Below are 12,574 nucleotides of genomic sequence, written 5' to 3'. Positions count from 1 at the left end.
ATAGCGTGGACAGAAGGCACGCAGTATATGAATGGTTCCGGATCAACCGCTTCACAGTGGACTTGACGGCAACCTGCCTTCTCATCCTGCTCTTCGGTCCCGTCTACCTGCTCGCCGACCGGCCTTGGCTGTTCGTGCTGTCCTGCGCCCTTCTGTTGCCGCTCGCGTGGCGACGGACGCGCCCGGCAGTGGCGGCCGGCGTCGTCATCCTCGTGTGCCTTATCCAGTGGGCCGTCGGCGCTGAACCTGTAGCCGGCCAAATTGCCGTTCCGCTGATCATCTATGCCACCGCTGCTTATGGTCCGACGTGGGCAAGCCGCACAGTACTGGTGGCCGGCCTGGTGGGTGGGGTGATGCTCACGACGCGCGAATACACAGGCAGTGTGGAGTCGGGCATCATGGGCCTGACCATCGGGGCGCTCTACACGGTGCTGATCTGGATGCTGGTCCTGGTGAGCTGGACGCTCGGTGACCTCACCCGCGTACGCAGGCTCCAGCTCCAGGCCCTCGAGGACCGTACCCGCCGGATGGAAGTGGAGCAGTCCCAGGAACGGAAACTGGCCGCCGCCGACGAACGTTCCCACATCGCCCGCGAGATGCACGACATCGTGGCGCACTCGCTGTCTGTCATCATCACGCAGGCAGACGGTGCGAGATACGCCGCCGCAGCGAAACCCGAACTTGCCACCGAAGCCCTGGCCACCATCGCCGCCACGGGAAGGGATTCGCTGGGTGAGATGCGGCGCTTGCTGGGCATCCTGCGCTCAGACGGCGATTCCACCACGCGTCCGCAGCCAAGGCTTTCGGACCTGGATGAACTGCTCCTGGGCTTCCGGGCGGCCAGTCTCCAAGTGGGCTACCAGCACGTCGGGACACCGCGGCGCCCTCTTCCCGCCGGGGCGGAACTCACTGCGTACCGCATCATCCAAGAGGCCCTGACCAACGTCATGAAGCACGCGGGTCCCAAGGCAACGGCCAACTTGACGCTGAGCTGGCAGGCCCGGGGCCTGCAGCTGGACATCGTCGACGACGGCCGGGGCGCCGCTGCCGATCCGCCGGCTGCAGGTGGCGGGAACGGGCTGCCGGGAATGGCTGAGCGCGTCTCGCTCTACGATGGTTCCTTGACAGCCGGCCCCGAACAAGGCGGTGGCTTTCGAGTGTCCGCATTCATTCCCTATTCGGAGGCCTAGCAATGCCTGAACTGCCAGCACCCATCCGGGTTGCCCTCGTCGATGACCAGCAGCTGGTCCGTTCGGGCCTTGGGATGCTCATCAACTCGCAACCTGATCTCGACGTGGTAGCCGAGGCAGGCAACGGGATTGAAGCCATCCAAGCACTGGGCGCCACCACCGCCGACGTGGTCCTCATGGACGTCCGCATGCCCGGCATGGACGGAATTGAGGCAACCCGGCGCATCCTGGAACAGGCAGCAGCCCAACCTGCTGGTTCACAACGTGCGGACATCAAGATCGTTGTCCTCACGACGTTCGACCTGGACGAGTATGCGCTGGCAGCCATCCAGGCCGGTGCCAGCGGGTTCCTCTTGAAAGATGCCCCGCCTGAAGAACTGCTCGAAGCCATCCGCACTGTCTACCGGGGCGACGCGGTGATCGCACCATCGACCACCCGCCGCCTGCTGGACCACGTGGCACCCCTGCTCAGGACCCAGACCCCCGAGCAGAGCGAGCACGCGGCCGCCGTCGAAACCCTCACGAACCGCGAGCGCGAGGTGTTCCAGCTCATCGCCCAGGGCAAGTCCAATCCGGAAATCGCGGCAGGGCTATTCCTGTCCGAAGCCACGGTGAAAACACATGTGGGACATATCCTGGCCAAGCTGGGAGCGCGGGACCGTGTCCAGGTGGTGGTCATCGCCTATGAGACAGGCGTTGTGGCCCCGGGGACCTAGGCCGGCTCAGACCAGGGTATGAGCACCGGCCGGCGACAATGGGTCCACAGCCCGATCCCGCAGGCCCGGGCCCGACAATAGCGTGGAACCATGACGACATTCACGCCTCTCCCCCACCCTCCCGGAACCGGCCATCAGGCGGCGTCGGACACCGCCCGTCCCGCCGTCGAGGCTTTCAAACTGACCAAGAGCTACGGTCGCGCCGACACCAGAGTGACCGCCTTGAACGAAGTCTCGGTGAGTTTCGACGCCGGGAAGTTCACGGCCATCATGGGTCCCTCCGGTTCGGGCAAGTCCACGCTGATGCACTGCCTGGCGGGCCTGGATACCGCTGACTCGGGGCGCATCCTCCTGGGTGGAACCGAGCTCACCGGACTCAGTGACCGACAGCTCACAGCTCTCCGGCGGGAACGGATCGGCTTCGTGTTCCAGGCCTTCAACCTGGTCCCTACCCTGACGGCCGAGCAGAACATCACGCTGCCGCTCGCCTTGGCGGGAACAACGGCCGACGCCGGTTGGCTGGATACGGTCGTAAGCACCCTTGGGTTGAAGGACAGGTTGAAGCACCGCCCCCACGAGCTCTCCGGCGGCCAACAGCAACGCGTGGCAGTAGCCCGGGCGCTGCTGACCCGTCCCGACGTCGTATTCGGTGACGAACCCACGGGCAACCTGGACTCCAGAGCGGGAGGTGAGGTGCTGGCGCTGCTGCGCCGCAGCAGCCTGGAGATGGGCCAGACCATCATCATGGTTACCCATGACCCCATGGCGGCCAGTTACGCAGACCGTGTGGTGTTGATGAGCGACGGCGGCCTGGTGGGCGAGATCCACCAGCCCACGGCGGACTCCGTCCTGACCGCCCTTGGCAAGCTGGGGGCCTGAAGCATGCTGCGGGTTGCCCTGTCCCAATTGACGACGCATTACCGGCGTTTCATAGCCATCGGGCTTGCCGTGATGCTGTCCGTCATGTTCCTTTCCTCAACGCTCATGGTGGGCGCAAGTACCAATGCTTCTCTGGGGGCCAGCATCGGCGAGGCTTATCGAAACGCCGATCTGGTGGCTACGTCGAAGAGTGGTGAAGCTTTCTCCCAGGCCGCCGTGGATGCTGCAGCTTCCTCCCCTGCTGTGGAAGCCAGCTACGCCGAACGCTCCACGTACGTGACCTTTGAGGCCGGCGGCGGCGAGCAATACGGGAAGCTGCGGAATACTGCGCCGGCATCCTTGGAAAGTGCTGTGCTTGCCTCGGGCTCCATGCCCGGCAACGCCTTGGAAGCAGCCATTGACGTCAAGTCCGCCGAGCACCTCGGCTTGGCAGTAGGCAGCACACTGGAATTGCATGGCGGAGGTCCGGTCAAGAACGCCAAAGTTACTATCTCGGGCTTGATCCAGGCCACCAACGACCCCTTCTCTTCCTCGGCGGCCCAGCTGCTTTCCTCCGAGTCCGTACTGAACGCAGTCCAGGACGCGGGGGCGGGATACGCGGGCCTGCAATTCGCCCTCAAACCCGGTGAAGACGTTTCCGCTGCCAAGGACTACATCGCCCATCGCATGGAGGCTGCCGGCGCGGTGGGGCCCGTACTGGAAACAGCCCAGGAGAAAGTCACTTCGACAGTGGCCATGCTGAGCGCCGGGCACGACCAGTTGACGATTGTCCTCCTTGCCTTCGCCGGGATTGCCATACTGGTCTCCACCCTGGTGGTTGCCAATACGTTCTCTGTCCTGGTGGCGCAGCGGACCAGGGAATTGGCGCTCCTGCGTTGCCTGGGCGCAGGGCGCGGCCAGATCCGGGGCTCGGTGATGCTGGAGTCGCTGGTTGTCGGAGTCGTCTCCTCGGTATTGGGCGTCCTGGCCGCCACAGGCTTGATGACTGCCCTGATCGCCTGGGCCAAGTCGCAGCCCGAGCAGGCCTTCGCTACGTTGGCCGTACCGCCGTCGGCCATTATTGCCGGTTTGGTGGCCGGAACGTTCCTGACAGTCGTTGCGGCGCTGGTCCCCGCGAAGGCGGCCACCGCCGTCGCGCCTCTTGCCGCCTTGCGGCCTGCGGACGACGCGTCAGTGCGGAACCGTCGCGGCAAGGTCAGGCTGTTCGTGGGTCTGCTGGCCTTGGTGGGCGGAGCTGCCCTGCTGGTGTACGGCAGCGTCAACGTGGTCCTTGGGGTTGCCCTGCTGGGCGGTGCGGTCTCCTTCGTGGGCATCCTGCTGTGTTCTACGCTGTTCATTCCCGGAGTGGTTGCCTTGGCCGGGCGTCTCGCGGCACCGGCCGGGGTTCCGGGCAAGCTCGCAGCGGTGAACGCCACGCGCAATCCGGCCCGCACCTCGGCGACTGCTGCCGCGCTGCTTATCGGCGTCACGCTGGTGTCCCTCATGATGACCGGCGCAGCTACCTCCCGTCAGGCGTTCAACGACACGCTTGCTGAGAACTACCCCGTGGACCTCGCCGCACAGACGGCCGGATCGGCAGATACCGCGCAGGCGGTCGCCCGGATCAAAGGGCTCGACGGCGTCAGCGCAGCGGTCCTGCTTCAGCCGCTCGGTACTATCCATGACGACACGGGCGGTGGTGCCGCCACGGTTTATGGTCTGTCCGCCGGCGATGCCGCGTCAGTACTGCGCGATAACAACCTCAAGCCGGTTCCCGGTACGGTCTACCTGCCCGAAGATTCACCGGAGGGTGCAGCAAGCATGACGACGGCGGGCGGCAACGTCACGCTCGACTCGAAGGTCCTGCGGACGCGGCATGTTCCGGCATTCGTCGAGTCCTCCAGCATCAGTTCCGGTCCCCTGCCGGAAACCCCCGGGATGGTGTGGGTGAAGCTGGATGATTCCGTCTCCGGTGACCGTGTCCAAGCCATCCAGAAGGACATCGCTTCGGCCCTGGGAGTCCACGAACGGACTGTCAGCGGTGCGGCCATCGAGCGCGTAACGTTCAACAGCATCATCGATGTCCTGCTGTTGGTGGTTACAGGTCTGCTGGGTGTCGCCGTTGTGATTGCGTTGATCGGCGTAGCCAACACCTTGTCCCTGTCAGTCCTGGAGCGCACCCGCGAGAACTCGCTGTTGCGTGCCCTCGGCCTGACGACCGGTCAGCTGCGCGGGATGTTGGCCATCGAGGCCGTGCTCGTTGCAGGTGTTGCGGCCGTCATGGGCGCCGGCATGGGGATCGTCTATGGATGGCTCGGCGCGCAGGCGACCTTGGGCGACTTGGCCAACGTGGTTCCCACGGTGCCTTGGCTGCAGTTGGCTGCTGTGTTTGGGGTGGCCGTGGTGGCAGGGCTCCTGGCCTCGGTGATCCCGGCGCGGCGCGCGGCGCGCTTGTCGCCTGTGGAGGGCCTCGCCACCGCCTGATCGCTCGCTCACATTCGGCGGGTCTTACAAGAAACGCTCTCTCACTTTGCCGCCGAATCGGGCGGGAAGTGAGAGAGCGTTTCTTTTTGTTGGTATTACGTGAGAGAGCGTTTAGGGCTTAGGCCTCAGCGGGTTCTTCGTAGCGCGGGAAGACCGGTGCGGGCGCCGGCAATTCGGTCCCCGCCACCAGGGGCGTGGCAATGGCGGAGAACTGGCGAGCCTCACCTTCGGGCTGTCCCAGCACGTCCAGGAGCTTGGCGGACGACGACGGCATCACGGGTTGGGCGAGGATCGCAATGATCCGCACGACCTCCAGCGTGACGTACAGGACCGTGTTCATCCGGTCGAGGTCGGTCTTCCGCAGTACCCACGGAGCCTGCTCGGCGAAGTAGGCGTTCGTGTCACCCAACACCGTCCACATGGCTTCGAGCGCCCGGCTGAACTCCTGCTTCTCAAAGGCACTGCGCGCGGTCTCCAGCAAGGCTCCTGCCTGTGCAAGGAGTGCTTCGTCCTCGGCCGTGAAGGCACCCGGCTGCGGGACCTTTCCATCGCAGTTCTTCGCCACCATGGACAAGGAACGCTGGGCAAGGTTGCCGAAGTTGTTGGCAAGGTCGGCATTCATGCGGCCCACGATGGCTTCGTGGTTGTAATTACCGTCAGCACCAAACGGAACTTCGCGGAGGAAGAAGTAACGGCACTGGTCCAGTCCGTACTGTGCCACGAAGTCCTGGGGCGCCACGACGTTGCCCAACGACTTGGACATCTTCACGCCGTTGTTGGTCAAGAAGCCATGGATCATGACGCGCTGCGGAAGTTCCAGCCCCGCACTCATCAGGAACGCGGGCCAGTAGATCGCATGGAACCGCGAAATGTCCTTGCCGATCACATGCACATCCGCTGGCCAGAACTTCTTGAACGACTCTGACTCGACGTCCGGGTAGCCCACGCCTGTCAGGTAGTTGGTCAAGGCATCAACCCACACATACATGACGTGCTTCGCATCGCCCGGAACCGGAACACCCCAGTCGAAGGTCGTGCGGCTGATGGACAGGTCTTCCAGTCCGCGCCTGACAAAGCTGATGACCTCGTTGAAGCGTGACTGCGGTGCGCCGAACTCCGGCTGTTCTTCGTAAAGCGCCAGGAGCTTTTCCTGGTAGTTGGAGAGCCGGAAGAAGTAGCTTTCCTCCGCGGTCCAGCTGACCAGGGTGTCCGTTTCCTTGGAGTAGCGGAGACCGTCCTCCTTCACTACGGTGTCGTCCTCGACGTAGTAGGCCTCGTCGCGGACTGAGTACCAGCCTTCGTACTTGGAAAGGTAGATGTCGCCGTTGGCTTCCATCTTTTTCCAGATGGCCTGCGAGGCCGCGTAGTGGTCCTGGTCGGTGGTGCGGATGAAGCGGTCGTAGGAGATGCCCAGGTCCTGGCTCATCTGCTTGAACGCTGCGGAGTTCCGGTCTGCCAGCTCCTTGGCGGAGATGCCTTCCTTCTCCGCCGACTGCTGCATCTTGAGGCCGTGCTCGTCCGTCCCCGTCATGAAGAACACTTCATGGCCGTCAAGGCGCTTGAAGCGTGCCATGGCATCAGTGGCAATGACCTCATAGGCGTGGCCGATGTGCGGCACACCATTGGGGTAACTGATGGCGGTGGTGATGTAGAACGGGGATTTCTCTGGAGACGTCACTCTAAGAAGTTACCTTTTTTTCGAATGAAATAGCTTAGTTAAGTTCCGTCAGCGTATCGCTGAGGCGGACCAGCTCGTGGTCGTGTGACGCGACGAGTACAGCGATGCCATCGCTGGTGGTGTCCTTGAGGATGCCGATGATGCGGTTCGCTGCAGCCCGGTCAAGGCTTGCCGTGGGTTCGTCGACCACCAGCACGCGTGTGCCGAGGATCAAGGCACGCGCGATCGCCACACGCTGGCGCTCACCGCCGGAGAGCTGGGCCGGGCGGTGGCGCATACGGCGCCCGAGGCCCACCAGGTCAAGGAGGTCCTTTGCCATTTCGGTGCGCTGTTCAACTTCGCCATCCGGGACAGCAGGAAGCAGCACGTTCTCCAGGGCGCTCATGCCATCGATCAAGGCGCCGCCCTGGTCCACGTAGCCGATCAGTGCCCGGCGGCGGTCGGCGATTTCGTCGTCGCCCATGCCGTCCAGGGGCTGGCCCTCCCAGAAGACCTTGCCCGACGTCGGCAGCGTCAGTCCCGCGCTGACCGTCAGGATACTGGTCTTGCCAGAGCCGCTTCGGCCGGCGACACAGTGCATCTCGCCTGCGTGCAGGGTGAGGTTGAAGTCATCGACGACGTCGACTTCCTCCGCGCCGCCCTTGTCGCCGCCGTAGTGGATGGTGACCCGGCTCAGTTCCAGGGGGGTTGCGTGGTCGGCAGCCCTGACGATCGTGTTGGCGCGGGTCTGCAGCGACTCTTCCGTTGTTTCCGGGGTGGCCTTCAGCTCGGGGTTGAGGTTGTCAGTCATTTGACTACTTTCGTTGCAATGGGAATCCAGCAAATTACGGCCAGCAGGCCGGCGAGCCCGGCCCACAGGGCTGCGTAGGGGGCAAGGAGCAACCCGAGCCCCAGGGCACCGAGGACACCCAGGGGAAGTGCCACTGTGCCGACAAGTGCGTTTTCGAAGAACCGGACCTGGCCCAGCATGTCCGGGTTCCAGCCCATGGCCCGCAGCGTACCCAGGTACTCGCGCTTGGCGTGGAGCTCGAACCTTCCGGTGACCAGGGTCAACAGGAGGCCGACTACGACGCCGAAGACAGCAAGGGTCACGCTCGGCAGGGCGATGCTGGCTGCGGCCAGGCCACTGAGCGCGCTGGCACCTGCCGCGCGGGGGATGTCGATCAGCAAGGCAATCAGGGCACCGACTGCGGCGCCGAACACGCCGACGGCTACGGCAAGGGAGATGGAGTTGAACCGGTTGGTGGTCAGCTGCCTGTTGGCGAACGTCAGGGGCGAGTCCACCGTTACCAGCCGCTCGTCGTGCTGCGGCTCCTGGTCGATCACAACGCGGTGCCGAAGCTGCTGGGCTGCGAGCAGGGCAGCGGCACTGTAGATGAGCAGCATGGTCACCGAGACGATGACGGTGGCGATGTTCCAGCTCAGCAAACTCAAGATGACGCCCGCTGCGGCAAGGGCGGCAGCACCAACGGCGAACTCTTCCAAAACCCAGGAGCGAATGCGCTTTTGCGTCCAGCCCATGGCGCGGAGGATTCCTGCCTCGCTCCTGCGCTGGCGGATGTAACTGACGGTGGACGCTCCGGTCAGGAGGGTGGCCCCCAGCAGTGTCAGGAAGAGCAGGGTGATGTTGGTTCCGGTCAGAGATCCGGACACGGCGTCGGCCGCATTCTGCCGCACCCAGGACTGCTGGACAGTGCCCAGAGCAGACTCCTTGCCGGCGTCGTCCTTGCTGTATCCGGGAACGAAGATGTTGGCGTCTTCACGCGCCGAACCTGCCACGACCGTAGCTTCCAAGCCGAGGTCGCGGATCTGGGATGCCAGCTTCTCGACCTCGGGCTGTGCCGTCTTCCAGTTGCCGGCGGCGTTCGCGCGGACCCGAACGGCGTCGATGACATTGGCGTTGGAGTCGTAGCCACGCGCCGCTGCAAGGCCGTAGTAGTCGGTGATGGCACCGGCAGACTGGCTGACGAGGCCCGTTGCACTGAGCGAAGGCTTGAGCTCCGCGCTGGCGACATCCTTGCCTTCGGCATCCTTGGTCAGCGTCATGGGCGTGGGATCGTAACCGCCCAACGGCAACTTGTTGACGTCACCGGCAGCGGCCTGGACTGCGGAAGGATCGAAGGTGCCGTACACCATGGGCAAAGGCGCGGCAGGCTTTTTACCCGTCTCGAGGTCTTCCCGGTACGAACGCTCGTCCACGGGCTTGCGCTGCGTCTGGTCCACAGCGGCACCGAAAGAGGACTTCTCAGGCAAGCGGTTGACGGTAACCCAGTCCCCCGGCGTCGCGCTCTTGTCGGAGGCGCCGTTGGCAGCCTCATCGCCGTCCTTGTACTGCGGCGCCGCCGCGAACGTCGTGCTCCACGTTGCCGGGTTGTACAAGCCCTGGCCGAAGGCAGCGGTGCTGCCCAGGAGTTGGCTGTGGTCAGTGGAGCCGGGCCATTCAAGGGCGAACGGAGACTTGGAGACGAAGGGCAGGTAGTCCTTGTCCAGGGAACGGGTGACGGTTCCCACGTCCTTGACCACCTTGCCGTTGGAATCGAGTTCCTCGATCTTCACCGAGTACTTCAGGTCCAGGGACGTGCCCGTGCGGACAATCAAGGGAATGGCTTTCGAATCAGCGGTCAGCAGGCCGTCGCGCTTGGCTTGCTGGTACTGCGTCATCAGCGGTGCCCAATACTTGAGCTTCACGCCAAGGAAATCAGGGCCCTCTTCCAGTTGCTGCATGCTCAGGCCCGTGGTGAAGAGGCTTTCGAAATGGCGGCCGATTGCACCGGCGTCGCGGGCGTCTGCCGGCGGAGCCTTCTCCAACGGCGCAAGGAAGTCTCCCGCAGAACCCAGCAACGCCCTTTCGGCGGCGGGATCGACGGCGACGACGGACTCGGTCACCTCAGGCGCCATGGGAAGCGCCACGGAGAGATTGAAGAGGTTGTGCTCGGAGCCCAGGGCGGGAGCCGGGAACTTGATGCCCGTTTCGCCATCCGGACCGGCGATCCGGACGTTGCTGCCACCGGCTGCCTGCTCCTGAACGAGGCGTCCCTTGCCCAGGGTGCCTTCGGCGCTGGTCTTGAAGAGCGTCTGCTCCTTGACTCCGTCGGAGCTGGTGGCTGATGCGGTCAAGCGGTACTTCTTGGGAGAATCCGAGAACACCGACTCCGCTGCCGGCCATTTGCTGGAGTCCATGGCGGACGGGTCGCCGGCGGTGACAGCGCCGGCGAGGCCTGCGTTGTAGCCCAGGTAGTCCATCGCGTTCAATCGCGGAGCTTCAAGATTCTGCGATACCCGCGAGACCAGGCTGATGGGCGCTGCGACGGCAGTCTGGCCCATTCCGCGGATCTTCTCCAGCTGGTCAAAGCTGATCCCACCCTGGCCGTTGGCGATTTCCGGCTGGATCAATGCACCGCCGTCGCCATTTTGTGACTGGTCCGGCTTCGCCTGGACCAGGATGTCGTAGAGTCCCCGCGAGTTCTCGTCGACTGTCCTGTTCAGAGCCGCCTGCGACTGGCTCTGGACGAGGACGGACAAGCACATGGCGACGATCAAAATGGCCGCGGTCAGCAGCAGCACACGGCTTCTGATGAACCTTTGGACGGCGTTCATTGGGCTCCCTGGGACCTTGATAGCGGGCGCGCACACGTTGTCCGGGATTCCTGAAAAAACACAGCGGAATACCGGGCTGAATGTGCTGAAAGTAGTGGCCGGCCTGCTGCCGGGTCCGAATCCCGGACCCAGCCATTGTAAGCAGACCGGCCACTTCTGCGTGCCATGGGTGTGTCGCCGGCACGCGATCTTCAGCTGATGTGGATCAGTCTTCCAGGTCCACTTCGCGGACCATGTCCGCACCGATACCGGCCTTGATGGCCTCCAGTACCTGCTGCGGAACAGAGCTGTCGATGGTCAGGAGCGCCAGCACCTGGCCGCCCTCGGTTTGGCGGGCAACCTGCATGCCACCAATGTTGATGTTGTTCATGCCGAGGATGTGGCCGATGGTGCCGATCACGCCGGGGCGGTCCGAGTAAGCCACCACCACCAGGTGCTCGCTGATCGGAATTTCGACGTCGTAGCCATTGACGCCCACCAGCTTCTCCACCTGCTTGGGACCGGTGAGGGTACCGGCCACGGAGATCTGCGAACCGTCACTGAGGGCACCACGGATGGTCAGGACGTTCCGGTAGTCCTCGGCGTCGGGAGTGGTGATGAGCCGGGTGTTGATGCCGCGCTGCTCGGCGATGACGGGCGCGTTCACGTAGGAAACCTGCTCGGTGACGACGTCGGCGAACACACCCTTCAGGGCTGCCAACTCCAGCACCTTGACGTCCAAAGCGGAGATCTCACCGGCAACTTCGACGTCGATCTGCGTCAACGATGCATGGGTAAGCGCAGTGAAGATCCGGCCCAGCTTTTCGATCAGCGGGATGCCCGGACGGACGTCGGGGGCAATGACGCCGCCGGCTACGTTCACGGCATCCGGCACCAGTTCGCCGGCCAGCGCCAGGCGGACGGACTTTGCCACGGACACGCCGGCCTTTTCCTGGGCTTCATCCGTGGAGGCGCCCAGGTGCGGGGTGACGACGACGTTGTCCAGTTCGAAGAACGGCAGGTCGGTGCTGGGCTCCTTGACGAAGACATCCACGCCTGCGCCGGCAATCTGGCCTTCCTTCAGGGCAACGTAGAGTGCTTCTTCGTCCACGAGGCCGCCACGGGCGACGTTGATGACGTAGGCGGATTCCTTCATCTTGCGGAAGGCGTCAGCCCCAAGCATGCCAACCGTCTCCGGGGTCTTGGGCATGTGGATGGTGATGAAGTCGGAGTTCTCCAGGAGTTCATCGAGCGTGACCAGCTTGACGCCAAGCTGCGCTGCCCGGGCCGAGGTGATGTAGGGATCGTAGGCCAGGATTTCAGTTTCGAAGCCCTGCAGGCGTGCCGCCACCAAAGCGCCAATGCGGCCCAGGCCAATGATGCCGATCTTCTTTTCGAAGAGTTCGATGCCGGTGTACTTGGATCGCTTCCATTCGCCGTTCTTCAACGCCGAGCTGGCCTGCGGGATGTGGCGGGCGAGGCTGAGGATGTGCCCCACGGTGAGCTCAGCGGCAGAGACGATGTTGGAGGTCGGTGCGTTGACCACCATGACACCGGCCTGCGTGGCGGACTTGATGTCCACGTTGTCCAGGCCGACGCCTGCACGGGCGATGACCTTGAGGTTCTTGGCCGCGGCGATGGCTTCGGCGTCAACCTGGGTGGCGGAGCGCACCAGGATGGCGTCGACGTCGGCGATGGCAGACAGCAGCTGGGAACGGTCGGCGCCGTCGGTCTGGCGGATTTCAAAATCCGGGCCCAGTGCCTCGACTGTTGCGGGCGAAAGTTCCTCAGCGAGGAGGACTACGGGTTTGCTGGCTGACACGGGGTGGCACCTTACTTTGGAGAACGTGGGACAGAACTGGACAAGGAGCGGATGCGTGGCCCGGGGCACGGCGCCGGGACCAGCCCAGAATATCGAATCCGGGCGGTGTTTCCGCCAGCCGGTGGGCGATGTTACGCCCGGACCGGAGGGGATGTGAAGAAGTTCACAGCAGCAGCGTGCCGGCAATTCGGTGGAGGAATGCGTCGGGAAACAGCGAAGCCCGCCCGGCTGTAACCTGCCGGGCGGGCGT

General features: G+C 64.0%; 8 protein-coding genes. 4 read left to right on the top strand and 4 right to left on the bottom strand.

Annotated elements, in window-relative coordinates; all coding sequences use genetic code 11:
• Nucleotides 1-5: 5 nt before the first annotated feature.
• From FDP28_RS06805 to FDP28_RS06790, 4 genes are all read left to right on the top strand, one after another.
• Nucleotides 6-1,190, top strand: a complete 1,185-nt coding sequence (locus FDP28_RS06805; protein WP_144659946.1) for a sensor histidine kinase — start codon at nt 6-8, stop codon at nt 1,188-1,190.
• 2 nt (nt 1,191-1,192) lie between these two features.
• The gene (locus FDP28_RS06800; protein WP_144659945.1) at nt 1,193-1,906 is read left to right on the top strand and encodes a response regulator; all 714 of its coding nucleotides are present in this window, start codon (nt 1,193-1,195) and stop codon (nt 1,904-1,906) included.
• Between the two features lie 90 nt (nt 1,907-1,996).
• Nucleotides 1,997-2,785, top strand: coding sequence for an ABC transporter ATP-binding protein (locus FDP28_RS06795; RefSeq protein ID WP_144659944.1), 789 nt, complete (start codon nt 1,997-1,999; stop codon nt 2,783-2,785).
• Between the two features lie 3 nt (nt 2,786-2,788).
• The gene (locus tag FDP28_RS06790) at nt 2,789-5,248 is read left to right on the top strand and encodes an ABC transporter permease (protein WP_144659943.1); all 2,460 of its coding nucleotides are present in this window, start codon (nt 2,789-2,791) and stop codon (nt 5,246-5,248) included.
• Between the two features lie 118 nt (nt 5,249-5,366).
• On the opposite strand, the gene metG is transcribed toward FDP28_RS06790, so the two are convergent.
• The 4 genes from metG to serA all read right to left on the bottom strand — a co-directional run bounded on the left by metG (nt 5,367) and on the right by serA (nt 12,324).
• A complete protein-coding gene (gene metG, locus FDP28_RS06785; RefSeq protein ID WP_144659942.1) occupies nt 5,367-6,926 on the bottom strand; it encodes a methionine--tRNA ligase in 1,560 nt (519 codons plus the stop codon).
• 34 nt (nt 6,927-6,960) lie between these two features.
• Nucleotides 6,961-7,716: an ABC transporter ATP-binding protein gene (locus FDP28_RS06780; RefSeq protein ID WP_144659941.1), complete on the bottom strand. Its 756-nt coding sequence runs from the start codon at nt 7,714-7,716 to the stop codon at nt 6,961-6,963.
• Entirely contained in the window at nt 7,713-10,523 is a 2,811-nt protein-coding gene (locus FDP28_RS06775; RefSeq protein WP_144659940.1) for an FtsX-like permease family protein, read from the bottom strand. The genes FDP28_RS06780 and FDP28_RS06775 overlap by 4 nt, the downstream gene beginning before the upstream one ends.
• Before the next feature lie 205 nt (nt 10,524-10,728).
• Nucleotides 10,729-12,324 carry a phosphoglycerate dehydrogenase gene (gene serA, locus FDP28_RS06770; protein ID WP_144659939.1) on the bottom strand — a complete coding sequence of 532 codons (1,596 nt, stop codon included), beginning with the start codon at nt 12,322-12,324 and terminating at the stop codon, nt 10,729-10,731.
• Between the last annotated feature and the right edge of the window lie 250 nt (nt 12,325-12,574).

Origin of the sequence: Paenarthrobacter nicotinovorans (genome assembly GCF_007670255.1) — a bacterium.
Lineage (GTDB): Bacteria > Actinomycetota > Actinomycetes > Actinomycetales > Micrococcaceae > Arthrobacter > Arthrobacter nicotinovorans_B.
This window is presented reverse-complemented; position numbering and strand designations above follow the sequence as displayed.